The 22,978-nt window shown below is 59.3% G+C and carries 22 protein-coding genes and 1 tRNA gene; 12 read left to right on the top strand and 11 right to left on the bottom strand.

Features of this window, described 5'->3' with window-relative positions:
• Positions 1-32 precede the first annotated feature (32 nt).
• From V8G57_RS14715 to V8G57_RS14685, 7 genes are all read right to left on the bottom strand, one after another.
• The gene (locus V8G57_RS14715; protein ID WP_342830015.1) at positions 33-2,432 is read right to left on the bottom strand and encodes a CHASE2 domain-containing protein; all 2,400 of its coding nucleotides are present in this window, start codon (positions 2,430-2,432) and stop codon (positions 33-35) included.
• 36 nt (positions 2,433-2,468) lie between these two features.
• Positions 2,469-4,139: a FecR domain-containing protein gene (locus V8G57_RS14710; RefSeq protein WP_342830014.1), complete on the bottom strand. Its 1,671-nt coding sequence runs from the start codon at positions 4,137-4,139 to the stop codon at positions 2,469-2,471.
• 30 nt (positions 4,140-4,169) lie between these two features.
• Complete coding sequence (locus tag V8G57_RS14705; protein WP_014007885.1) at positions 4,170-4,859, bottom strand: response regulator transcription factor; 690 nt, start codon at positions 4,857-4,859, stop codon at positions 4,170-4,172.
• 380 nt (positions 4,860-5,239) lie between these two features.
• Complete coding sequence (gene minE, locus V8G57_RS14700) at positions 5,240-5,491, bottom strand: cell division topological specificity factor MinE (protein ID WP_092397013.1); 252 nt, start codon at positions 5,489-5,491, stop codon at positions 5,240-5,242.
• A 1-nt stretch (position 5,492) separates the two neighbouring features.
• The gene (minD, locus tag V8G57_RS14695) at positions 5,493-6,308 is read right to left on the bottom strand and encodes a septum site-determining protein MinD (RefSeq protein ID WP_014007883.1); all 816 of its coding nucleotides are present in this window, start codon (positions 6,306-6,308) and stop codon (positions 5,493-5,495) included.
• Positions 6,309-6,430: 122 nt separating this feature from the next.
• Positions 6,431-7,174 (bottom strand): septum site-determining protein MinC, encoded by a 744-nt coding sequence (gene minC, locus V8G57_RS14690; protein ID WP_342830012.1) that lies wholly within the window; start codon positions 7,172-7,174, stop codon positions 6,431-6,433.
• 284 nt (positions 7,175-7,458) lie between these two features.
• Positions 7,459-7,534: transfer RNA gene (locus tag V8G57_RS14685), tRNA-Phe, on the bottom strand.
• A 172-nt stretch (positions 7,535-7,706) separates the two neighbouring features.
• Between V8G57_RS14685 and V8G57_RS14680 the strand changes: the two genes are divergently transcribed.
• The 5 genes from V8G57_RS14680 (at position 7,707) to V8G57_RS14660 (ending at position 12,787) form a co-directional block, all read left to right on the top strand.
• Positions 7,707-8,954, top strand: coding sequence for an FAD-dependent monooxygenase (locus tag V8G57_RS14680; protein WP_342830011.1), 1,248 nt, complete (start codon positions 7,707-7,709; stop codon positions 8,952-8,954).
• An 11-nt stretch (positions 8,955-8,965) separates the two neighbouring features.
• Complete coding sequence (locus V8G57_RS14675; RefSeq protein WP_342830010.1) at positions 8,966-9,688, top strand: DsbC family protein; 723 nt, start codon at positions 8,966-8,968, stop codon at positions 9,686-9,688.
• A gap of 47 nt (positions 9,689-9,735) precedes the next feature.
• Entirely contained in the window at positions 9,736-10,335 is a 600-nt protein-coding gene (locus V8G57_RS14670) for a nucleotidyltransferase family protein (protein WP_342830009.1), read from the top strand.
• A 121-nt stretch (positions 10,336-10,456) separates the two neighbouring features.
• Positions 10,457-10,915, top strand: a complete 459-nt coding sequence (locus tag V8G57_RS14665; protein WP_092397003.1) for a DUF3429 domain-containing protein — start codon at positions 10,457-10,459, stop codon at positions 10,913-10,915.
• Positions 10,916-10,918: 3 nt separating this feature from the next.
• Positions 10,919-12,787, top strand: a complete 1,869-nt coding sequence (locus tag V8G57_RS14660) for a M61 family metallopeptidase (protein WP_254785048.1) — start codon at positions 10,919-10,921, stop codon at positions 12,785-12,787.
• A gap of 53 nt (positions 12,788-12,840) precedes the next feature.
• Here V8G57_RS14660 and V8G57_RS14655 read toward each other — a convergent pair whose 3' ends face one another.
• The gene (locus tag V8G57_RS14655) at positions 12,841-13,455 is read right to left on the bottom strand and encodes a UbiX family flavin prenyltransferase (RefSeq protein ID WP_092397001.1); all 615 of its coding nucleotides are present in this window, start codon (positions 13,453-13,455) and stop codon (positions 12,841-12,843) included.
• Positions 13,456-13,463: 8 nt separating this feature from the next.
• Positions 13,464-13,775, bottom strand: coding sequence for a Grx4 family monothiol glutaredoxin (gene grxD / locus V8G57_RS14650; RefSeq protein ID WP_092396999.1), 312 nt, complete (start codon positions 13,773-13,775; stop codon positions 13,464-13,466).
• 299 nt (positions 13,776-14,074) lie between these two features.
• Between grxD and rplU the strand changes: the two genes are divergently transcribed.
• From rplU to proB, 4 genes are all read left to right on the top strand, one after another.
• Positions 14,075-14,386 carry a 50S ribosomal protein L21 gene (rplU, locus tag V8G57_RS14645; RefSeq protein ID WP_038493216.1) on the top strand — a complete coding sequence of 104 codons (312 nt, stop codon included), beginning with the start codon at positions 14,075-14,077 and terminating at the stop codon, positions 14,384-14,386.
• A gap of 38 nt (positions 14,387-14,424) precedes the next feature.
• On the top strand, positions 14,425-14,682 hold the full coding sequence (gene rpmA, locus V8G57_RS14640; RefSeq protein WP_014007873.1) for a 50S ribosomal protein L27: 258 nt from the start codon (positions 14,425-14,427) through the stop codon (positions 14,680-14,682).
• 270 nt (positions 14,683-14,952) lie between these two features.
• Positions 14,953-16,062 carry a GTPase ObgE gene (gene obgE / locus V8G57_RS14635; RefSeq protein WP_092396997.1) on the top strand — a complete coding sequence of 370 codons (1,110 nt, stop codon included), beginning with the start codon at positions 14,953-14,955 and terminating at the stop codon, positions 16,060-16,062.
• A 109-nt stretch (positions 16,063-16,171) separates the two neighbouring features.
• Positions 16,172-17,290: a glutamate 5-kinase gene (proB, locus tag V8G57_RS14630; RefSeq protein ID WP_342830006.1), complete on the top strand. Its 1,119-nt coding sequence runs from the start codon at positions 16,172-16,174 to the stop codon at positions 17,288-17,290.
• Positions 17,291-17,370: 80 nt separating this feature from the next.
• Here proB and V8G57_RS14625 read toward each other — a convergent pair whose 3' ends face one another.
• A complete protein-coding gene (locus tag V8G57_RS14625) occupies positions 17,371-17,970 on the bottom strand; it encodes a CNP1-like family protein (protein ID WP_342830005.1) in 600 nt (199 codons plus the stop codon).
• An 8-nt stretch (positions 17,971-17,978) separates the two neighbouring features.
• On the bottom strand, positions 17,979-18,554 hold the full coding sequence (locus V8G57_RS14620) for an RNA pyrophosphohydrolase (protein ID WP_061541701.1): 576 nt from the start codon (positions 18,552-18,554) through the stop codon (positions 17,979-17,981).
• A gap of 285 nt (positions 18,555-18,839) precedes the next feature.
• On the opposite strand from V8G57_RS14620, the gene V8G57_RS14615 reads away from it, so the two are divergent.
• From V8G57_RS14615 to V8G57_RS14605, 3 genes are all read left to right on the top strand, one after another.
• Positions 18,840-20,582 carry a proline--tRNA ligase gene (locus V8G57_RS14615; RefSeq protein ID WP_342830004.1) on the top strand — a complete coding sequence of 581 codons (1,743 nt, stop codon included), beginning with the start codon at positions 18,840-18,842 and terminating at the stop codon, positions 20,580-20,582.
• Positions 20,583-20,721: 139 nt separating this feature from the next.
• Entirely contained in the window at positions 20,722-21,306 is a 585-nt protein-coding gene (locus V8G57_RS14610; protein WP_254785047.1) for a lytic transglycosylase domain-containing protein, read from the top strand.
• Positions 21,307-21,524: 218 nt separating this feature from the next.
• Positions 21,525-22,970: an alkaline phosphatase gene (locus tag V8G57_RS14605; RefSeq protein WP_342830003.1), complete on the top strand. Its 1,446-nt coding sequence runs from the start codon at positions 21,525-21,527 to the stop codon at positions 22,968-22,970.
• Positions 22,971-22,978 lie beyond the last annotated feature (8 nt).

Here is a 22,978-nt window from a genome sequence, read left to right as displayed (position 1 = left end):
GAAATTCCAGCTTGGCTGACACCGGCCGCAGCTCAGGTGAGGGCTGGCAAAGTTACAATAAAAGTGCTGCCTTCGCCTAACGTGCTTTCCAGCGAGATCTCGCCGAAATGCCGTTCCACCACGGTTTTGACGAACACCAGGCCGAGGCCGGTGCCGTCCGAATGCGGCTGGCCCGGGGCGCTGACGCGTTGGTAGCGCTGGAACAGCCTGGCCTGGTCATGCGGGGCAATGCCAAAACCATGGTCGGCGATGCGGCAGACTACCTGCGGCAGCAATTTCACGTATTTCAGGCGCAAGGTGCAGGTAATCCGGGTATCCGGCAGGCTGTAGCTGATGGCGTTGGAAATCAGGTTGCACAGTGCGCGCGCCATCAGCGATCGATCGATGTTGGTCAGGAATTCCTGGCCTTCGATATCCGTGATCAGCTCGATCTTCTTGTTGTTGGCGAGGCTCCACATTTCATCGACGGCGTCATACAGCACGTCCTGGAAATCCACTTCTTCCAGCCGGTATTCGGATGATTCGGCGCGCGCCAGCTGGACAAAGTTGTCCGCCAGCCCCAATGTCTTGCGCGCCGCCTGTTCCAGCCGCGCGAAAAATTCCTTCTGCGGCAGCGCCGAGGACGGGTTGCCTTGCAGTTCGAGCAGAGCCAGGATCGAGGCTTGCGGCGCCCGCATGTCGTGCGACAGGAAGCGCAGGGTTTCATCCCGGCTGCGTTCGGCGGCGCGGATGATGGTGATGTCGACGATGCTGACGATCCAGCCGGTCAGCACCTGATGCGCGGAGTGGCAGGGGCCGCTCTTGATCAGCAGGTCGCGCCCTTGCTGGTCTTGCACCGTGGTGCCGCTGGTGAGGGTGGCTACATGCTCGAGATCGATCAGGTCCCACCAGCTGAAGACGTGGCCGGCCGCGGTATTGCCGGCCTGCGGCGTGCTCATGTTGGAGAACAGGTAGGGCAGCAGCGCACCGTCGATATTCCGTATGCCGGCGGCGGCGAAATAATCCCGTGCAAACTGGTTCGACACCAGCACATGGCCGTCGATGGTGGTGATCAGGGTAGCGTCCGGCAGGCTGTTCACGCTATCGGAAATGAACTGGCGCAAATCGCGCACCCGTCGCGCCGCGACCCGCATGGCGTTGATGCGTTGCTCGAGCAAATCTTCCACTTGCTGCGGCGCCGGTTCCGTATTTACTTCAGGGAGCAGATGCGGCTCCTGGTCCAGCAGCATGAACTCTTGCCCGAGATAGGAAATCGCCGATTCGAGGCGGATCCAGTTCCATATGGGATGAGCGATGGCGAGCGCGATCAAGGCTGCGGTCGGGGCAATCCAGATTCCCAGCGTCAGCAGCAAATAGCTGGCAGCCATCGTCAGCAGCATCAGGGTGGCGGTGATCAGCAAGGAGATGCGCGGTGTCCACAGCAGGTAGCTGGAGAGCGCGATCAGGACCGGGACGATGCTGAACAGCGCGGTCTGCAGCGGGCGGGCGATGCTGATCGATTTGTGGTCGAGCAGGCCGGCCAGGATGTTGGCGTTGATCTCGATGCCAGGCATGACGCCGGAGGTGCCCGAAACCGGCGTCGGGAAAGTATCCGCCATGCCGAGCGCAGTGGCGCCGATCAATACATATTTGCCGGTGAAAAACTGGTCCGGCACGTCGCCGCGCAATACCGAGGCGTACGGCACGGAACGGAAATGGCCGCTGCCGCCGGCGAACGGGATCTGGACCTGGTAATCGCGCTGCCAGCTGTCCGTCTTGTGCGGGCCGGGCTCAACCGGCGTCTCGCTTAACCGCGCACCTGGCAGGTTGCCATTGGCATCGGTGATCCTTTGGCCGGCGACGCCGGCCAGCGCTACCGCAAAATGCGGCCACCATTGGTCGTCCTGGCCTTCTCGCAGGAAGACGCTGCGCACCACGCCGTCGGGATCGAGCTCGAGATGTATGTGGCCGACGTCGCGCGCGGCGTTGAGGAAATCCGGCGTCGGCGGCAGGGCTTTCAGGCCGGGGCCGGCGCTGGCGACGACGATCGGCAGCACCGTCAGCTTGCTGGCCGCAAGCGCCTTGGTCAGCGCGCGGTCATCGGCGCGCTGGCCGGGAGACTGTCCCTGTTCGGCTTCCGGCATGATCACGTCGAGCCCGATCGCCAGCGGATTGGCGTGCATGATCCGGTTCAGCAGTTTGGCGTGCAGGCTGCGTTCCCAGGGCCAGCGGCCCAGCTTGCTGATGCTGTAGTCGTCGATGGCGACGATGATGATGTCGTCGCGCGCCGGCCGTGAATCGGCTCGCATGAACTGGTCGTACAAGGTCCGGTCAAGGCGGCCGAGGCCGTTCACGTAGCCCATGCTGCCGGCCACGATCAGCATCAGGACGGTGATCGCCATCCATTGGCGAAACGCCACGCGTTTAATGAGCGGGATGACCTGCTTGATCATGAACAGTCGGCTTGAGGATGCATGGTCGTGGCAGGCTTAATATCCGGTCTGGGTCTGGCCGCCGACATTGAGCAAGGGCGAACCGTCGCCGGTGACCCAGCGGCTGCCGATGTACACTTTTTGCGAGGGTGAAAAGGGACCGATGTAACCGTCGGCATCGATCGCCTTGATGCGGATGAAATAAGTGCCGCTGTCCGGACGCGGGACGACGATCTCCGGCGTCGCCGTGGTTTGTGTCAGCAGCAATGCCGAGTAGCCGGCGTCGCGGCCGATTTCAACCACGAAGGTTTGTCCCGGCTCTGCGCTCCAGCGGAATGACAGGTCGCCGTCGACCGCATCGGCTATCTTGGGAACCTGCAGCGCCGGCAGCAGGTTGAAGCGCTGCGGATCGCCGTAAGGCCCTTGGTCGCTGCCCTTGCCTTGCTCGACGATGGTCGCCACGCGCCAGAAGTAAGTGCCCAGCGCCAGTTTGCCGGCATTGAATTGCGGCCCAACCACGGCTGGCTGGTCAAGCACCAGCTGCTTGAATCCGGCATCGCTGGCGACTTGCAGATGGTAGGCCTGCGCGTTGCCGACTTCGGCCCAGCTGAACATCACATCGTCGGCGCGCGATTTGTTCTTGGGTTCAATCGAGATAGGCGGTTCGGGCCGGGCCTTTAATGTAAACGCGGTGATGTGCGGGATCCCTTGCAGGCCGCTCTGGTCGAGCGCGGTGATGCGGACGAAATACTTGCCATCCTCAAGCCCGTTGAGCTTGAGTTCGGTGTTGTCCGATTCGGCCTCGCTGACGATATTGCGCGTATCGGCATCCGTGGCGATTTGCGCGCGATAGCCGCGCGCCCCAACCACCGGGCTGACGCTGAAGCGCACCGTGGGCCGTTCCTGCAGCTGCGGACCGCCATTGAGCTGCGGCGCCGGCAACAGCGCGACCGCCTTGCCGACTCCTTTGGCGTTGGTGACGTTACCTTGTCCTGGATGCAGGGTCAGCGCCGGCGCCTGGTTTTTCTTCGCCACCGCGACACCGCCGCTCAACACTTCGGTCATGACCCTGTCGCCGACCAGGTCGACCCGGAAATCGGTGCCGCGCACGCCGGCCACCGCCAGCGGCGAATGGACTTCGAAACGGCCTTTGTTCTTGTCCAGCGGCGAGACCTTGGATTCGACCCGGCCTTTCAGCAGCGTGATTTCAGTGCGCGGGCTGTTGGTATACCGTGCAGTGCGCAGCTTGCTCAGTTTTACCTGGCTGTTGGACGGCAGGGCGACATGCGATTGATCAGGCAGGGTGAGCGACAGGAAGCTGTTGCTGCCGGTATTGATGATGGCGCCTTCGCTCAATGTGGTGCCGATGTTGATTTCGATCGGCTTGCCATCCGCGGCGACAGCGTCGATATTGCCGGACATGGCTGCTACCTGGGCCGTGCTCGGATCGTCCGGCAGCAGCGCCACGGGAATGATGATGGCGGTGCCGACCGGGATCGTGCGGTCATTGTCGATGTGGTTGAGTTTCGCCAGCTGCACCCAGTTGTTCTTGCTGGAAGTCAGCTGTGCGGCGATCACGCCCAGGGTGTCGCCAAGCTGCGCGCGATAGGTAATCGTCGCTGCACCCACCTGCAGCGCGGCCGGATCCAGCGCCGGCGGGGCAGCAAACAGCGGCGACCCTGCAAGGCAGAGCGCCAGGAAAGCCATTTTGGTGAGTGTGGTGCGCATATCTGTCTATCAGCGCAACCGAAACGCGCCTTATCCTGTGAGTTGTTCTAGTCGATAACCGTAGCTATAAACCGGAGCCAGTCGATAGCCGTTTTCTGGTCGTAATTGTAACTTACTCCGCACCCGCGAGACGTGGGTATCCATGGTACGGGAAGGAATGTCGACGTCGCGCGACCAGACTGCTTCCAGGATATAGGCGCGCGATAGAGGGCGGCCCAGGTTGCGAAAAAACAACAGCGCCAGGTCGAATTCCTTTTGCGTGATCTCGATCGGCTTGCCGGCCAGGGTCAGGCGGCCCGAGCGCGTTTCAAACAGGTAATCGTTAAATACGATCTGTTCGCTCGAATTCTGGATCGGATAGGCGCGCCGCAGCAAGGCTTGCACGCGCGCCACCAGTTCGCTGCGGCGGATCGGCTTGATCATGTAGTCATCGGCGCCGGCGGCCAGGCCTTCGACAATGTCATCCTCGCCGGAACGGCTGGTGATGAACAGCACCGGAATGGTTTTGGGAAGTTTGTCTCTCACCCAGCGCAACACCTCCGGGCCGCTGAGATCAGGAACCTGCCAATCCAGGACCAGCATGTCGTAGCTTTCCCGACGCAGCTGGTTCAGTATTTCTTTGCCGCTCTGGAATGGATGGCAGATATGCCCACTGGATGTGAGCACCTGGCAAACTAGATCGGTTTGACTGGGGTCGTCATCAAGGACAGCAATTCTCATATTTTATATATGTTAGGTGATTTCAGCGCTGGAGGCCGGCATCGGTGTTGTGGCGAATACAAGGAGTATATTAATCTTATTGCTACATTGCTGTAGATAAATATTCTATATATTTCCAGTGTCTTTCAATTGCCACAAAAAATAAATAATTCAGCGGTGCCGGATGCTTTTGGCAAAGCCGATGCCAACAATTTAACCGAAGCGGTATTTGTTTGGCGATATATGCAATCGTCATACAGTGTATGACGGGATTTGTAAAATTCCACCAGCGATGTTGAATAACGAGAATCTGCCCCAGGCCATCGATCCTGGCTGGTCATTGCGCGGATTGCCGCCAGCGCGGCATTGCGCCGAATTCAGCTTTTGCCTGCCGTATCGGCTTATGCGTCTGGCAGCACCACGTTCACGTCCAGCACTTCCAGATTTCCCTGGCGATCCAGGGAAATCTTGATGTCGTCGGCGTTCACCTTGGTGTATTTCGAAATCACTTCGATCAGTTCTTTGTGCAAGGCCGGCAGGAAGTCATGGCCCTGGCGGCCATTCCGTTCGCGCGCAATGATGATTTGCAGGCGTTCCTTGGCCGCAGACGCCGTTTTAGGCTTGCTGGTAAACAAGAACGAGAGCAATGCCATGTTATTTCCCTCCAAAGATGCGGTGCAGGAAACCCGGTTTTTCATAGGAGGTAAACCGCAGGGTGACGTCTTCGCCGAGGAAGCGCGAGACGACGTCTTCGTAGGCAAGGGCGACATCGCTGCCCTTGATGTGGATCGCCGGATTGCCCTGGTTGGAGGCGTGCAGCACCGATTCCGATTCAGGAATGATGCCGATCAGCGGAATCCGCAGAATATCCTGAACGTCGGTATACGACAGCATTTCACCGGCTTCGACGCGCTTGGCCGAATAACGGGTGATCAGCAGATGTTCCTTGACCGGTTCGCCGCCGTTCTGCGCGCGCCGCGATTTTGCCTGGATGATGCCGAGGATGCGGTCGGAGTCGCGCACCGACGATACTTCAGGGTTGGTGACGACGATCGCTTCATCGGCAAACGTCAACGCCATCACGGCGCCGCGTTCGATGCCGGCCGGCGAATCGCAAATGATGTATTCGAAGTCCATCTTGACCAGGTCGTTAAGAACGGTCTCCACGCCTTCTTCGGTCAGCGCATCTTTGTCGCGGGTTTGCGAAGCCGGCAAGATGAACAGGTTTTCGCAATGCTTGTCCTTGATCAGGGCCTGGGTCAAGGTGGCTTCCTTGTTGACCACGTTGATCAGATCGTACACCACGCGCCGTTCACAGCCCATGATCAGATCCAGGTTGCGCAGGCCGACGTCAAAGTCGAGCACAGCCGTTTTGTGGCCGCGCATGGCCAGACCCGATGCAAAACTGGCGCTGGAGGTGGTCTTGCCAACGCCGCCTTTGCCGGACGTAACAACGATGATTTTTGCCACGAAGAGCTCCTTTATGCATTGCGGGACAGAGTGCAAGGGCCACCATAACGTGGCGAATTACATTTTCCGTGCGACTCTGTCCTCAACTGACTAGATAAAAAGTTACAAGATCCTAGATTCGATTAATTACGGCTCGCGGAATTGAGCGATAGTACGTCAATCCGGTCGCCGCTCAGGCGGATTTGTGCCGGCTGGCCTTTTTGTTCCGGCGGCAAGCCATTCTCGAAAGTGCGGTAGACGCCGGCGATGGACACCAGTTCGGCCTCCATGCTGGCGGCAAAGATGCGCGCCGAAGTATCGCCGCTGGCGCCGGCCAGCGCCCGTCCGCGCAGCGGCGCGTAGACATGGATGCTGCCGTCGGCAATGATTTCGGCGCCATTGTTGACGGTGGCGGTGATGACCAGGTCGGCGTCGCGCGCATAAATCCGCTGCCCGGCGCGTATCGGCGTATCGATGATCATGGTGCTGGCGGCTGCCCTGGGAGGCGGCGCGGCAACCGGTGCGGCTGGCGGCGGAGCGGCGGCCGCAGGCTCCTGGCGGGCGGCAACGACATGATCGATGCTCAGGCCGCTGGCGACGATGCCGGCTTCCATTTCCGCCGGGGCATTGCGTACGGCAACTGCGTTCAGGCGATATTTTTTCAGTAGCTCTATCAGTTGCGGCCAGTCTATGGGCGAGCGGTCCGGCCCCAGTGCGGCAACATCGATGACGGCAAATTCGTTGTCAAAGAAATCGGCGCTGCCGCCGGTCATTTCCTGCAAAGCGGCTTCCAGCGCCATCGGATCTGAATCATGCAAGATGGCGGATACGGCCACCACGGTAGCAATTTTTATTTCAATCGGCTTGCGGGATTTGTTTTTGAGCATAAAGCAGTGAGGTGTATGGGCAACCAAGGCGGAAAGTGCTGACGGATTGGCTTATAGAGCGTTTAGGCGGCAATTGGTTCGCTTATTAGTCTGCTTAAAGGTGTATAAAATATTGTCTTGTTTTGCGATCTTACCAAATCTCGGGAGAAGATCACGAAAAAAGCATTGCCCGCCTGTTGTTCTTCCATGCCGCCGTGCCCGGCCTGCGCCGCGGATTCCCACGCTTTGCTGAGCGCCGGAAATGCAAAAAGGGCTTAGCCGAAGCTAAGCCCTTTTTCTGTTTTTGGTGGCCCGGGGCGGAATCGAACCACCGACACAAGGATTTTCAATCCTCTGCTCTACCGACTGAGCTACCAGGCCAAGGGACAGGAGTATAGCAAAACATTTTCGATCCGCAAAGCCCCTTGTTGAATCTTCTTGAAAAAACTTTGCGTTGTTCAATTTGTGGGCGGCAACATCATGCTCGATCAGTGGGAAACCATATTTAACGGGGCCTGCAGGGCTTTGCAAGCGTAGTCGCTATAATGGCGAAATGAAAGATATCGCATCAATCTCGAAAAATACCGGCGCCGCGCCGACGGCGAAATACGATATTTGCATCGTGGGCAATGGCGCTGTCGGCAAGGCAGCGGCGCTGGCCTTGGCGCAAGCGGGCTTGCGCGTTGCATTGCTGGGAATGCCGGCGCCGTCCGCATCAGCCGCGGCGCCCGATGCCTGGGACACGCGCGTGTACGCGCTGAACCATGTGGCGCGCAGCTTGCTGTCGACAGTCAAGGTGTGGGATGCCCTGGATCCGGCGCGAATAAGCGCGGTGGAGGGGATGGCGATCAAAGGCGGCACGGATAGCGCGGCTGGCAACCTGGCGTTTGACGCCTACAATGCGCGCGTCGATGCGCTGGCCTGGATTGTCGAAGACAGCAACCTGAACCAAGCGCTGGACGCGGCGCTGAAATTTTCCCCGAATGTGCATCTGCTCAGCGGCCGCGCCAAGGCGCTGCAAGTGGATGCGGACACAGTGTCCCTGCAGCTGGAATCGGGCGAGGCCATCAGCTCTGCCCTGGTTGTCGGCGCCGACGGCGCGCAATCCTGGGTGCGCAGCCAGTGCCAGATCGGGATCGATTACCGTTCGTACAAACAGCGCGGGGTGGTCGCCAATTTTGCATGCGAGCGGCCGCATCACGGTGTTGCTTATCAATGGTTTACCGAAACAGAAGGGATCGTTGCCTTGCTGCCTTTGCCCGGGCAGCGGATATCCCTGGTCTGGTCGGCGCCGGAGGCCCTGGCGCTTGAACTGTTGGATGAACCTTTGTCAGAACTGGCCGCACGCCTGACCTCGCTGGCCGGCGACAAGCTGGGCCAATTGCTGCCGCTGCAGCCGGAGCTGGTGCAGGCATTTCCATTGTCCTTGCTCAAAACCCATTCGATGGTGGCGCCGCGCGTCGCCCTGGTCGGGGATGCCGGCCACGTGGTGCATCCATTGGCGGGGCATGGCATGAACCTGGGTTTCGGCGATGTCGCCGCTCTGGTCCAGGTGCTGGCCGAGCGCGGCGGCCATCGCGATTGCGGCGATGCCGGCGTGCTGGCGCGTTATGCGCGCGCGCGCAAAGAAGAAATACTCTTGATGCAGGTGATGACCGATGGATTGGAGCGGCTGTTCGGCTTCGATTTCGGGCCGTTGCGTTTGCTGCGCAATACCGGGTTGAACTTGCTGGATAAAGTGCCGGTCTTAAAAAGACAATTGATGGCCCACGCCTTGGGTCGGACAGCTGATAAAGAATAACTGGAACAACGATGAAAAAAACAAGCGTGATGTTGGTGGCTTTGCTGGGACTGTGGGTAGGCGCCGCCGGCGCCGAGACTCCCCAGGAAAGCGCGGTCAAGAAGCTGATAGAGCCGCGCCTGGGAGATAACGTCAAGGTTGATGAAGTAACCAAGACTCCTTATTCCGGCTTGTTTGAAGTGCGTGTCGGCAACGATATCTTTTATACCGACGCCGCTGCCAAGTACGTGTTCGTCGGCCGCATCATGGACGCGCAGACCTCGCGCGACTTTACCAGCGAGCGGGTAAATGAACTGAGCAAGGTCAAGTTCTCGGACTTGCCGCTGGACCTGGCCATGAAAAAGGTCAAGGGCAATGGCAAGCGCGTGATCGCAGTGTTCGAAGATCCCAACTGCGGCTATTGCAAGCGCTTCCACAAGACTACCTTGCAGGAAGTCGACAACGTTACCGTGTATACCTTCTTGTATAACATCCTGGCGGACGATTCCGCGGTGAAGGCCCGCAATGTCTGGTGCAGCACCGACCGCAACAAGGCCTGGACCGACCTGATGGTTGACGGCAAGGCCGCCACCGCCGCGCCGGCAGCCTGCCAGGCGCCGAACGACAAGGTATTGGCGCTCGGCCAGAAGCTGAACGTGACCGGCACGCCGACGATCATCTTCGCCGACGGCTCCCGCACGCCAGGCTGGATCGATGCGAAAACCATGGAAGCCAAATTCAGTACGTTGAAATGAACCAGGCGCCTGCCATCCGGCGGGCGCGACTTTTTTCCTAGCCTGCCATGAGTGGTCGACCATATAGCGGACAAATCATCGGCCTGCTGCTGGCTGCCGGCCGCGGCCGGCGTTTCGATCCCAGCGGTGTGCGCAGCAAATTGCTGCAATCGTTGCCGACCGCTGCGGGTCAGACGGTGCTGGCGACGGCTGCCGGCAATCTGGCGGCGGCGCTGCCGACATGTGTCGTCTTGCGTAGCGACGCGCCGGATCTGGCCGCACAGGTTGCCGGCTATGCCTGGGTGCCATGCGCAAGCGCGGATGACGGCATGGCGGCGTCGCTGGTGTGCGGCCTGGAACAGACCGCGGACGCCGCCGGCTGGGTAATCGCCCTGGCCGACATGCCCTATGTGCAGGCAGCAACCATCCAGGCCCTGGCATCGGCATTGCGCCAAGGCGCCGACATCGCGGTGCCGACCTATCTCGGCCGGCGCGGCAATCCGGTCGGGTTCAGCCGCAAGCATTTGCCGCAGTTGCTGGACTTGCAGGGCGACCAGGGTGCGCGCGGCTTGTTGCAATCGTGCCCTGTCGTCGAAGTGGCGGTGGACGATCCCGGCATCCACCAGGACATCGATACCGTCGCCGATATACGACAATCCCCGGCCTGAAGCCCGCAATCCGCCGCTCTTTTCAACGCCAGGCGACCGAGGCCGGACCTATCATGCGCAATCCCGCTACACTATCGTCTTTTTGCGCCGCCAGCGCTGTCCTCCCTGACGAAGTCACCAGATGAATCCACATTTCCTGAACAAACGTATTATTCATTTACTCGGTTATGCCGGATTGATTCCGTTCGTGCTGCTGACGCTGGCATGCTGGCTGGTCAGCACCGACTGGCTGCGCGATTTCATTCGCGGGCAGCTGGCTTATGGCATCGCCGCCTTGTCTTTTCTCGGCGGGATCCACTGGGGCGCGGTGGTGCTGCGGGCCGACCTGTCGGCCGACCAGACAAAGAAAGCCTTGGTCTGGGGCGTGGCGCCGACCAGCATCGCCTGGTTCTCGACCATGGCCGGCGGTTTCGGCTTCGCTTTGCTGATTGCCGGGTTCATCGCCGCTTACCAGGCCGACAAGCGCTTGTTCCCATGGTACGGCTTGCCGGCCTGGTTTATTGAATTGCGTTTCAGATTGACATGTGTGGCGGTGGCGGCGCTGATGCTGACCGTGATTGCCGGGAATGTCCGAGGATAAATGATGAAGAAAAATACTGCAAAGCCAGGCGCCAAGCCGTCAAGCGCCAAGTCCGCCCGCGGCGGCCTAAGCTACAGCATCGTCGCAGCCGATCCTGCCGCCCACCTGTTCGCCGTTACCCTGAGCATTGCCGAGCCGGCCGCGGTGGGGCAGATCGTCGCCTTGCCGGCCTGGATCCCTGGCAGCTACATGATCCGCGAATTCGCTCGCAATATCGTACAGATCCGCGCCGAGTCGAACGGCCGCAAGATCGCTCTCAAGAAACTCGACAAGCACTCCTGGCAAGCGGCGCCATGCGACGGGCCGCTGACCTTGCACTACCAGGTGTACGCATGGGATCTGTCGGTGCGCACCGCACACCTGGACCAGACCCACGGTTTCTTCAACGGCACCAGCGTATTCCTGCGCGCTGTCGGCCAGGAACATGCGCCGCATATCGTGGATATCCAGCGTCCGCAAGGCGACACCTATGAAGCGTGGCGCATCGCCACCGCACTGCCGACGCTGAAAGCCAAGCGTGGCTCTTTCGGCAGCTATGTCGCCGCCAACTACGACGAGCTGATCGATCATCCGGTTGAAATGGGTACCTTCCAGCTGGCGACTTTCAAAGCGCACGGCGTGCCGCACGAAATTGCGATTACCGGCAATGTGCCGAACCTAGACCTGGCACGCTTGAGCGCCGACCTGAAAAGGATCTGTGAAACCCAGATCAGCTTCTTCGAACCGGCCGGCAGCAAGTTTGCCAAGCGCGCACCGATGCAGCGCTATGTATTCCTGACGCTGGCGGTGGGAGACGGTTATGGCGGCCTTGAGCATCGCGCTTCCACCGCACTGATTTGCGCGCGCGCCGATTTGCCGGTCAAGGGACAGGCGGAAATGAGCGATGGTTACCGCACCTTCCTTGGCCTCTGCAGCCATGAATATTTCCATACCTGGAACGTCAAGCGCATCAAGCCGGCAGCGTTTGCTCCCTACGACCTGCAGGTCGAAAACTACACGCCATTGCTGTGGCTGTTCGAAGGTTTCACCAGCTATTACGACGACCTGATGCTGCTGCGCAGCGGCCTGATTGACCAGCCCGCCTATTTCAAGCTGATTGAAAAAACCATCAACGGCGTGCTGCTCGGCAGCGGCCGGCATAAGCAAAGCGTGGCCGAATCCAGCTTTGATGCCTGGGTCAAATATTATCGCCAGGATGAAAACGCGCCAAACGCGATTGTCAGCTATTACACCAAGGGCTCGCTGGTGGCGCTGGCGCTGGACCTGACGATCCGTAGCGAAACCAAGGGCCGCAAATCGCTGGACGACGTGATGCGCGCCCTGTGGCAAAAATACGGCCGCGATTTTTATGCCGACAATGCATTGAGCGGCCGCGGCGTCAGCGAGAGCGCGGTCGAAGCCTTGTTCGATGAAGTGACCGGCCTCAAGCTGAAGCGTTTCTTCGATCGTTATGTGCGTGCAACCGATGATCTGCCGCTGGCGAAATTGCTGGCGCCGACCGGCGTCGTGCTGGCCGACAGCCGCAAGCCGGGCAAACCGTCGCTGGGCGTGCGGACCGCGCGCAATGGCGGCGACACCAGGCTGGCGAACGTCTACGAAGGCGGCGCCGCGCATCGCGCCGGGTTGTCGGCGGGCGACTTGCTGGTGGCGATTGAAGGCATCCGGGTGAGCAATAACCTTGAGGCGCTGCTGGCGCGCTACCGGGTTGGCGATAGCGTCGTCATCCATGCTTTCCGGCGCGATGAACTGATGACGTTCAAGGTCAGGCTGCTGGCCGACAGCACGCCGCAGGTCGGCTTGAAGGTGGAGGCAAAACCAGCGCTGGTGCCGGCATTGCGCACCGCCTGGCTGGCAGGGCGCAGCGGTCGTTAAGCGTTATATCTGATGGGAAAAAGAAGGCCGGAGCTGTTTGTCCGGCCTTTTTTTTAATCGGCTTTCAAGCCATTCCAGCGCGGTGTCAGCGTGTGCTGCACAGCGAACAGGTCCAGCACGCGTCCCAGCGTATGGTCGACCATTTCCGCAATGCTTTGCGGCCGGTGGTAAAAGCCAGGCAGAGGCGGGAAGATGATGCCGCCCATTTCAGTGACGCTGGTCATGTTGCGCAGATGCGCCAGGTTGAAAGGCGTTTCGCGCACCATCAGGACCAGCCGCCGGCGCTCCTTGAGGACAACATCGGCGGCGCGCGTGATCAGGTTGTCGGACAGGCCGTTGGCGACCGACGCCAGGGTTTTCATCGAACAGGGCGCGATGATCATGCCGTCCGATTGAAATGAGCCGCTGGCGATGGCTGCGCCGATATCGCGCACATTGTGCACCACGTGCGCCAGCGCCTCGACTTGCTTACGCCGCATCTCCAATTCCTGGTGCAGGTTCAGCACGCCGGCATCGGAAATCATCAGATGGGTTTCGACGCCGGGCATCTCGCGCAGCAACTGCAGCAGCCGCACGCCGTAAATCACGCCGGTGGCGCCGGTGATGCCGACAATCAGGCGGCGCGGCGGCTGGCTGGCGTCTGCGGCTGGGCGGCTGGACGAGACCACGTAGGGTCTCAGGCCTTCAGCAAGGTTTGCAGTTCGCCGGACTCGAACATCTCGTTCATGATGTCGGAGCCGCCGATGAATTCGCCGTTGACATAGAGCTGCGGAATGGTCGGCCAGCTGGAATAGTCCTTTATGCCTTGGCGCACGGTCGGGTCTTCCAGCACGTTGACGGTGACGATGTTTTCAGCGCCGCTGGTCTTCAACAGCTGGATGGCGCGGCCGGAAAATCCGCATTGGGGGAATTGCGCGGTTCCTTTCATGAACAGCACCACTGGGTTGCTGGTCACGGTTTCCTTGATCCACGCTTGTACATCGCTCATGGCAATACCTTAAAAAGTTTCAGAATACCGTCATTATATGAAAAAGGCTGTTGTGCTGCTGGCGAGTCTGCGGCGGCGGGTGGCTCCATGGCAATATTTGGCCGGGGTTGCCCGGCGGAAGTGCGGAACTGTGGTGAATTCCGCACTTGTCAAGAGATTTTGACGAAAGCGCCAAGTCCATGTACAATCTCAGGTTCTCCCGATTCCGCCCAGCGATTTCAAGCTTTTCCGTCGCTGAATATGGTGTTTTAGGAAAGAAATTTTTTTAATAGTCTTCAATCATTTCGATGAGGTTTCATATGTACGCGGTCATAAAAACCGGTGGCAAACAATATAAGATTGTTGCCGGCGAAAAACTCAAAATAGAACAGATACCTGCAGACATTGGCACCGAACTCACTATTGATCAAGTGCTCGCAGTTGGCGCTGGTGACACCATTAAGTTTGGTGCACCGTTGGTCGAAGGTGCTACGGTGTCGGTTAAGGTATTGGCGCAAGGTCGCCACGATAAAGTCAAGATCTTCAAAATGCGTCGTCGTAAGCATTATCAGAAGCATCAAGGCCATCGTCAAAATTACACCGAAATTCAAATCGTTTCGATCAACGCTTGATTGCGTCGGTTGACTTAACCAGATACCAGGAGTTTTAAATGGCACATAAAAAAGGCGGCGGCACTACGCGCAACGGCCGTGACTCAGAGTCAAAGCGACTTGGCGTCAAGGTCTACGGTGGCCAGGCGATCAACGCCGGCGGCATCATCATTCGTCAACGCGGCACCAAGACGCATCCAGGCGAAAATGTCGGCATGGGCAAGGATCACACCCTGTTCGCACTGATCGACGGCAAAGTACAATTCGTAACCAAGGGCGCTACCCAGCGTAACTACGTTACTGTCGTAGCAGCTTAAGTTTCTGTAAGCGTCGACACAGGCAAGGCGTCAGCCTTGTTGCGAAAGGCTCTGCCGCTGGTGGAGCCTTTTTAGTTTCTGGTCGTAAAACACTGTTCAGGCAAGCCGGAGCATGCAGCGTGTTTACTCCGCCGGCGATGGCTTATGCCTGAAGCAATGGCATTCTTGCAATGCAGGCTCGGACCTGGGCTGCAACGATGGCCAAAAATCGGTAAAGTTACCTGTGTCTTTCAATAAGAATTTAACCTCCAACCTCATTAGGACCTTCGAATGAAGTTTATAGATGAAGCAAAAATCGAAGTCATTGCCGGCGATGGCGGCAATGGGGTTGCGAGTTTTTGCCGTGAAAAATTCCGCCCGTTCGGCGGCCCTGACGGTGGCGACGGCGGCGTAGGCGGCAGTATCTGGGCCGTGGCCGACCGCAACATCAACACGCTGGTCGATTACCGTTTCTCCAAGATGCACCGGGCTGGCCGCGGCGAAAACGGCCGTGGCTCGGATTGCTACGGCAAGGGCGCCGACGATATCAAGCTGCGCATGCCGGTCGGCACGCTGATCGTCGACGTCAACACCGGCGAAGCGATCGCCGACCTGACCGATCACGGCCAGGAAGTCTTGCTGGCCAAGGGCGGCGAGGGCGGCTGGGGCAATATCCATTTCAAATCCTCGACCAACCGCGCGCCGCGCCAGAAAAGCGACGGCAAGGAAGGCGAACGCCGCGAATTGCGGCTGGAGCTCAAGGTGCTGGCCGATGTCGGCCTGCTGGGGCAGCCGAATGCCGGCAAATCGACTTTCATCACCGCGGTGTCGAATGCCCGTCCGAAGATCGCCGATTACCCGTTTACCACGCTGCATCCGAATCTCGGTGTAGTCCGCGTCAGCCACGAGAAAAGCTTCGTGATCGCCGACATCCCGGGCCTGATCGAAGGCGCGGCGGAAGGCGCGGGGCTGGGCATCCAGTTCCTGAAGCATTTGCAGCGTACCGGCTTGCTGCTGCACATCGTCGACCTGGCGCCGTTCGAAGACACGGTTGATCCGGTCAAGGAAGCCAAGGCGATCGTCAAGGAACTGAAGAAATACGATCAGTCGCTGTTCGACAAGCCGCGCTGGCTGGTGCTCAACAAGATCGACGTGATCCCGGAAGGCGAACGCGTCAAGCGCGTCAAGGACTTCATCAAGCGTTTCGGCTGGAAAGGCCCGGTATTCGAGATTTCCGCGCTGAACCGCGACGGCTGTCCAGAACTGGTGACGGAAATCTACGGCTACCTGGCCGAGAAACGCCAGCAGGAAACCCGCTCGGAAGAAACGCATATGGTGGTGGAAGCGCAATCCATCCTGTCCATCGATCCGGACGATCCTCGCTTCAAGATACTCGACTAAGCAAGTATCCGGCACCGGTGGCTGAGGGGAAATCGATCCCTCTCGCCATCGGTCTATTTTTTTCCCGCCACCTTGTGCCTTCAACCGCCGAGGCACGATAGATAAAAATATGAATTCCGTCATTCAAAAAGCCAAGCGCATCATTATCAAAGTCGGATCTTCCCTGGTAACCAATGACGGCAAGGGGCTGGATGCCGGCGCCATCGCCAAATGGGCGGCCCAGATCGCCGAGTTGCGGGCGATGGGCAAGGAAGTCGTGCTGGTCAGCTCCGGCGCTGTTGCCGAAGGCATGCAGCGCCTCGGTTTCGACAAGCGGCCGACCAGCATCGATGAATTGCAGGCGTGCGCCGCCGTCGGCCAGATGGGCCTGGCGCAGATCTATGAAACCAGCTTCCGCGCCCACAATATCCGCACCGCCCAGGTATTGCTGACGCACGCCGACCTGGCCGACCGCGAACGCTACCTGAACGCCCGCTCGACCTTGTTTACCCTGCTGCGCTTCGGCGTGGTGGCGATCATCAACGAGAACGACACCGTGGTCACCGATGAAATCAAGTTCGGCGACAACGACACCCTGGGCGCACTGGTCGCCAACCTGATCGAAGGCGACGCCCTGATCATCCTGACCGACCAGAAGGGCCTGTACACAGCCGATCCGCGCAAGGACCCGAATGCCGAATTCGTGCATGAAGCCAAAGCCGGCGATCCGGCGCTGGAAGTGATGGCGGGCGACGCCGGCAGCAGCATCGGCCGCGGCGGCATGATTACCAAGATCCTGGCCGCCAAGCGCGCCGCCACCTCGGGCGCCCACACAGTGATTGCCTGGGGCCGCGAAGACGCGGTGCTGACCAGGCTCGCCGGCGGCGAAGCCATCGGCACGCAATTGAATGCGCAGACCGCTCAACTCACCGCACGCAAGCAGTGGATGGCGGATCACTTGAAAACCGCCGGCAAGGTCGTGCTGGACGCCGGCGCGGTGCAGAAATTGCGCAACGAGGGCAAATCGCTGCTGCCGATCGGCGTAACCGCGGTGTCCGGCGAGTTCGGCCGCGGCGACGTCATTACCTGTACCGATATCGACGGCCACGCCATCGCGCGCGGCATCAGCAATTACACCAGCTCGGAAGCGCGCCGCATCATGCGCCATCCGTCAGCGGAGATCCAGTCTATCCTGGGTTTTGTCGAAGAATCGGAATTGATCCATCGGGACAACATGGTTCTGCTCTAAGCGGCAAGACCGGCACCCCGGATAAAAAAACGGCTCCGCAAATTGCAGGAGCCGTTTTTACATGCGGGCGGGCGGTCCGGTCAGCTACCTTGTTTGATCGGGCGATTGCTGCGCAGCCTGCTGCGTATATCCTCAACCTTGCCGGCGATCATGCCATCCTGGCAAAGAAAGTCTTTGGCCAGGGCCGCATGCTGGCGGTTTCCCGACAATTCGCTGATCTGCTTCCAGCCGCTCAGGCGCGCGCGCGACCAGTTGCCGTCTTTCTGGCCAAATGCATATGACTTGTTCTCATAGGTCTGGCAGCGAATCCCTTCGTAGCTGATGTTTTCAGCACCGCCCTGGCTCTTGCTGACTAACGTGTAGCGGACCACGCCGTCGCTGCCGGCCGATATCGAATTGACATCGATGAAGAAATTCATGGTGGCGGTCGGACTGACATAGAACGACACCAGGTTGGCCGCTTGCGGCTGCGGCGGGATTTCGGTCTTGATTTCTTGCCAGGATTTGCCGTCGTCGTAATCATCATCGGACATGCCTGAATTGCTGGAATTCGCACCGGTGCTGGGACTGAACAGATCGCCAGCGGCTTGCGCATGGGTTGCCGCACCCAGCAACAGCAGGCCGGCGGCAAGTAGCTGCGATATCTTGTTTGTAACGGAAGGACGAAAGGCAAAAGCCATAAAGATGCTCACTTCTTTTCGGGTTCGGCACAGGCCGGAGGGGATTGAGTCGATGCGCGCGGCCCATGGCCGGTACGCAGGTGACGGGCGTGATGCGGGGCATTTTGCAGCGGGCGCGTCAGGAAACGTGATAATTCTTGCAAGGCGCGCTGGTAGACATCCCTTTTGAATTCGATCACGACATCCAGCGGCACCCAGTAATCATGCCAGCGCCAGGCGTCGAATTCCGGGTGTTCGGTGAGGCGCAGGTTGACGTCGCAGTCGCGTCCCACCATGCGGAGCAGGAACCAGATCTGCTTCTGGCCGCGATAATGTCCACGCACGTCGCGCTTGATGAAATGATCAGGCACTTCGTAGCGCAGCCAGTCGCGGGTACGGCCGATGATCTTGACGTGTTCCGCCTTCAGCCCGATTTCTTCCTCGAGCTCGCGAAACATTGCCTGCTCCGGGGTTTCACCGTATTTGATACCGCCTTGTGGAAATTGCCACGAATGTTCACGCACGCGCTTGCCCCACCAGACTTCGTTCTGGGTGTTGAGCAAGATAATGCCGACGTTCGGGCGAAAGCCTTCACGGTCAAGCATGTTGTTACCTCAAAACTTTCTGCGGCGAGACGGCGCTACTGCGCATTTTGCTAGATATTCTGCTAGATTTCTTGCTTGCCGTCGTCATTGAGGAGCAGGTTCATGGAGCCGCCATGGCTAGGCGCAAGGCTCTGTCCTCGCCCGACTAGGCGCGCAATCTGTCCTTGCCGGTAACAACAATGGCCAGAACATCAATCAATTGTGCAAAGAGTAGGCGCATCAGCCAGCTAATCCTTTAAAATTGAGTTGATTATAACCCTCTCTTTTTAAAAAGAATTCATCGTTATGCGCGCCTCCCGTTTTTTTATCTCCACGCTCAAAGAAGCCCCATCCGACGCTGAAATCGTCAGCCACAAACTGATGATGCGCGCCGGCATGATCAAACGCATCAGTTCCGGCATATACACTTATATGCCGATGGGGCTGCGCGTGATCCGCAAGGTCGAGGGCATCGTGCGCGAGGAGATGAACCGTTCGGGGGCGGTGGAGCTGCTGATGCCTGTGGTGCAGCCGGCCGAACTGTGGCAGGAAACCGGGCGCTGGCAAAAATACGGCGCCGAACTGATGCGCGTCAAGGATCGCCACGGCCGGGACTTCGTCATCCAGCCGACCTCGGAAGAAGTGATTACTGACATCGCTCGTACCGAACTGCGCTCGTACCGCAAGCTGCCGGTGAACTTCTACCATATCCAGACCAAGTTCCGCGATGAACGCCGGCCGCGCTTCGGCCTGATGCGCGGGCGCGAATTCACGATGAAAGACGCGTATTCCTTTGACCGCGACCTGGATGGCCTGAAACAGTCCTACCAGATCATGTACGACGCCTACACGCGCATTTTCCAGCGCTTTGGCCTGCAGTTCCGCGCGGTGGCGGCCGACAACGGCGCCATCGGCGGCACCGGTTCGCATGAATTCCACGTCATCGCCGCTACCGGCGAGGATGCCATCGTGTATTGCCCGAATTCGGATTACGCCGCCAATATGGAAGCGGCCGAGTCCTTGCCCCTGTATCCGACCCGGGGCGCGGCGACCCAGGCGCTGACCAAGACGGCAACGCCGGGCAAGGCCAAATGCGAAGCGGTGGCGGAGCTGCTGCAACTGCCTTTGACGCAAACCATCAAGTCGATCGTGCTGACGGTTGAGAAGGAAGCAACAGACAAAGTGCCGGCAAGCAAGGTGGTCTGGCTGCTGATGCTGCGTGGCGACCATGAATTGAACGAAATCAAGGCCAACAAGATTCCTGGCCTGGCTGGTTATCGTTTTGCTACCGAACAGGAAATTGTCGAGTACTTCGGCACGCCGCCAGGCTACCTGGGCCCGGTCAATACAAAGAAACCGGTCACCGTAGTGGCGGACGTCACCGTGGCTAACATGCATGATTTTGTCAGCGGCGCCAACGAAGTCGATTTTCACTATACCGGCGTCAATTGGGGCCGCGACCTGCCTGAGCCGCTGGTGTTCGATATCCGTAACGTGGTCGAAGGCGATCCGTCGCCTGACGGCAAGGGCGCCCTGGCGATCCTACGCGGGATTGAAGTCGGCCACGTGTTCCAGCTGGGCACCGCCTATTCGGAAGCGATGAAAGCGACTTTCCTGGACGAGAACGGCAAGCCGCAATTGCTGCAGATGGGATGTTATGGGATTGGCATCACACGCATCCTGGGCGCCGCCATCGAACAGAATTTCGACGACAAAGGCATCGTCTGGCCGACCTCCATCGCACCGTTCGAAGTGGTCCTGTGCCCTATGGGTTATGACCGCAGCGAGGCAGTCAAGGCCGAGACCGACAAGCTGTACGACACCTTGCTGGCGGCCGGCGTCGACGTCATCCTGGACGACCGCGGCGAGCGCCCGGGTGCGATGTTCGCCGACTGGGAATTGATCGGGGTGCCGCATCGCGTGGTGATCGGCGACCGTGGCCTCAAGGACGGCCAGCTCGAATACCAGGGACGGCGCGATACCGAGGCGACCACGGTGCCGCTGGCAGACGTGGCGGCGTTCATCAAGGCCCGTCTAGTTTCCCAATAACAACAAAATCACGGCGCATTGGTTTTATGCGCCGTTTTCTTTGTATACTCACCGAAAAATAAAAGTATGTTTTGGGGAGTATCGATTGCGCTGGTCTCGTTGGCTTGGCTTGTTGCCCATATTGTTGCTGTTAGGCAGCATGGCGCACGCCGGAAATCAAAAAGAAGAAGAATTGGCGGACTCGGTACGTCTGGCGTTGTCACGCGCTATCAATGACGCTCGTCCGCCAAAACCCCAGTTTTCTGAAATCGACCAGCGCATCCAGTACTTGTACTGGCTGGGCGAGATGTCGGAGCGCCTCAAGAAGAAGCTGCCGGATGCGCAGGTGCGCATCGAATTCCTGGAAACCGCCTGGTATGAAGCCAAGCGCGCCGGGCTTGATCCTGGCATGGTGCTGGGCTTGATCCAGGTCGAGTCGGCATTCCGCAAGTATGCATTGTCCAGCGTCAGCGCCCACGGCTACATGCAGGTGATGCCGTTCTGGACCCGCGTGATCGGCGACGCCGACCGCAGCAAGCTGTTCAACATGCAGACCAACCTGCGTTACGGCTGTTCCATCCTGCGCATGTACATCGACATGGAACAAGGCAACCTTTATCTCGCCCTCGGCCGCTATAACGGCAGCCGCGGCCGTCCCGAGTATCCCAACGCCGTGCTGTCCGCGTGGAAACGCTGGGAATACAAGGACGACCTGCCTATTCATACGGTATCCGCACGCAAGTAGCCATTTCCCTTGTCGCCGGCACTGCCGGCGCGCGCAGTAAATATCCGGTTTTCCAATCCCTCTGATTTACCCTGCGTTGCACGGGTAAATCGCCCATGGCCGTCCCGTTTTCTGAAGATCTGCGCTTTCCGTCATCAGCATGTAATAACTTTTGGTTACAGTTGTTACACATTATTACAAATGATTGCATGTTTCTGATTGACAACACGGAGCGATGAATGAAATTACGTATTCTGATTGCCGCCGCCATGGGAGCGATGGCGCTGGCGGGGTGTAGCGGTTCTAGCAATCCATTGGTCGAGGCGCCGGTCGAGCGGCCTGAAGTCAAGGTTCCCGGCAAGAACGTCATCTTCTTTTTGGGCGATGGCATGGGGATCACCACCATGACCGCTGCACGCATCTACAAAGTTGGCGAAGAGGGCGACCTGACCATCGATACCCTGCCGGAAACCGGCTTCGTCACCACCTATTCCAACGATGCACAGGTAACCGACAGCGCGCCGTCAATGGCCGCCTACATGACCGGCATCAAGGCGAATAACGAAGTGATCTCGATGTCGGCCAATACCAGCGCCCGCGACGCCGGCGGCAAAAGTTATGTCAACGGTGCCGACAGCACCTGCCCGAGCGGCAACGGCACCCCGGCCGACACCTTGCTGGAAATCATGAAGGCCAAGGGTTACAGCACGGGCGTCGTGACGACCACCCGGATCACGCATGCGACGCCGGCCGCGACCTATTCGCATATTTGCCATCGCGACGGTGAAAACAATATCGCCGCCCAGCTCACGCCTAAGGGCGCCGGCTTCAACAGCAAGCTGAGCGACGGCGTCGACGTCATTTTCGGCGGCGGCCGCCGTCATTTCCTGCCGAAGGCCGACGCCGACAGCAAGCGCAGCGACAGCCGCGACCTGGTGGCGGAATTCAAGGCAGCCGGCTATACCTATGCCAGCAACTTTGCCGAATTCGACAAGATCGGCGCCGCGACGCCGAAAGTGGTCGGCCTGTTCCACAAGGACCACATGACTTACGACCTGGACCGCGATGCCGCCAAGGAACCGAGCCTGGCGCAGATGACAAGCAAATCGATAGACCTGCTGAGCAGCAAGAAGACCGGTTTTTTCCTGATGGTGGAGGGCGGCCGCATCGACCATGCATTGCACGCCACCAATGCCCGTCGCGCGCTGCAGGAAACCGTCGCTTTCGATGACGCGATCAAGGCCGCGCTGGACAAGATGCAGCAAGTCGATCCTGGTTTGAAAAACACCCTGGTGGTGGTCACTGCCGACCATGACCATTCGATCCTGCTGAACGGCTACGCCAAGCGCACCGGCAAGACCACCAGCAGCGAACCGGGCGTACTCGGTCTGGTGAAAAATGTCGCTACCGGCCAGCCCGAGCGCGACATCAACAACAACCCTTATACCGTGATCGGTTTCGGCAACGGCCCCAACCACCTGGCCGCGCGCGGCGCGTTGTCCGATATGCAGGTGGCCGACAAGGACTACATGCAAGAGTCGGTGGTCCCGACCGAAGCCGGCGGCGAAACCCACGGCGGCACCAATGTCTTCATCGGTGCGCAGGGCCTGGGCGCCGAGAATATCCGCGGCGTGCTCGACAACACCGAGGTGTTCGGCCTGGTGAAAAAGGCCGTCGGCCTGTGATGTTTCCA

This window comes from Collimonas rhizosphaerae (assembly GCF_038896935.1).
Taxonomy (GTDB): domain Bacteria; phylum Pseudomonadota; class Gammaproteobacteria; order Burkholderiales; family Burkholderiaceae_D; genus Collimonas; species Collimonas rhizosphaerae.
The sequence above is the reverse complement of the archived record's forward strand: the minus strand, read 5'-3'. Positions and strand labels throughout refer to the sequence as shown.

Excerpts from the sequence above, each read along its gene's own strand:
- V8G57_RS14680 (WP_342830011.1), top strand. The coding sequence starts at position 7,707 with ATGAAAGATATCGCATCAATCTCGAAAAATACCGGCGCCGCGCCGACG.
- V8G57_RS14620 (WP_061541701.1), bottom strand. The coding sequence starts at position 18,554 with ATGCTTGACCGTGAAGGCTTTCGCCCGAACGTCGGCATTATCTTGCTC.
- V8G57_RS14615 (WP_342830004.1), top strand. The coding sequence starts at position 18,840 with ATGCGCGCCTCCCGTTTTTTTATCTCCACGCTCAAAGAAGCCCCATCC.
- V8G57_RS14665 (WP_092397003.1), top strand. The coding sequence starts at position 10,457 with ATGAATCCACATTTCCTGAACAAACGTATTATTCATTTACTCGGTTAT.
- minC (WP_342830012.1), bottom strand. The coding sequence starts at position 7,174 with ATGCTCAAAAACAAATCCCGCAAGCCGATTGAAATAAAAATTGCTACC.
- proB (WP_342830006.1), top strand. The coding sequence starts at position 16,172 with ATGAATTCCGTCATTCAAAAAGCCAAGCGCATCATTATCAAAGTCGGA.
- V8G57_RS14660 (WP_254785048.1), top strand. The coding sequence starts at position 10,919 with ATGAAGAAAAATACTGCAAAGCCAGGCGCCAAGCCGTCAAGCGCCAAG.
- V8G57_RS14705 (WP_014007885.1), bottom strand. The coding sequence starts at position 4,859 with ATGAGAATTGCTGTCCTTGATGACGACCCCAGTCAAACCGATCTAGTT.
- V8G57_RS14605 (WP_342830003.1), top strand. The coding sequence starts at position 21,525 with ATGAAATTACGTATTCTGATTGCCGCCGCCATGGGAGCGATGGCGCTG.
- obgE (WP_092396997.1), top strand. The coding sequence starts at position 14,953 with ATGAAGTTTATAGATGAAGCAAAAATCGAAGTCATTGCCGGCGATGGC.
- rplU (WP_038493216.1), top strand. The coding sequence starts at position 14,075 with ATGTACGCGGTCATAAAAACCGGTGGCAAACAATATAAGATTGTTGCC.
- V8G57_RS14610 (WP_254785047.1), top strand. The coding sequence starts at position 20,722 with ATGGCGCACGCCGGAAATCAAAAAGAAGAAGAATTGGCGGACTCGGTA.
- V8G57_RS14710 (WP_342830014.1), bottom strand. The coding sequence starts at position 4,139 with ATGCGCACCACACTCACCAAAATGGCTTTCCTGGCGCTCTGCCTTGCA.
- V8G57_RS14675 (WP_342830010.1), top strand. The coding sequence starts at position 8,966 with ATGAAAAAAACAAGCGTGATGTTGGTGGCTTTGCTGGGACTGTGGGTA.
- V8G57_RS14715 (WP_342830015.1), bottom strand. The coding sequence starts at position 2,432 with ATGATCAAGCAGGTCATCCCGCTCATTAAACGCGTGGCGTTTCGCCAA.
- V8G57_RS14670 (WP_342830009.1), top strand. The coding sequence starts at position 9,736 with ATGAGTGGTCGACCATATAGCGGACAAATCATCGGCCTGCTGCTGGCT.
- grxD (WP_092396999.1), bottom strand. The coding sequence starts at position 13,775 with ATGAGCGATGTACAAGCGTGGATCAAGGAAACCGTGACCAGCAACCCA.
- rpmA (WP_014007873.1), top strand. The coding sequence starts at position 14,425 with ATGGCACATAAAAAAGGCGGCGGCACTACGCGCAACGGCCGTGACTCA.
- minE (WP_092397013.1), bottom strand. The coding sequence starts at position 5,491 with ATGGCATTGCTCTCGTTCTTGTTTACCAGCAAGCCTAAAACGGCGTCT.
- V8G57_RS14625 (WP_342830005.1), bottom strand. The coding sequence starts at position 17,970 with ATGGCTTTTGCCTTTCGTCCTTCCGTTACAAACAAGATATCGCAGCTA.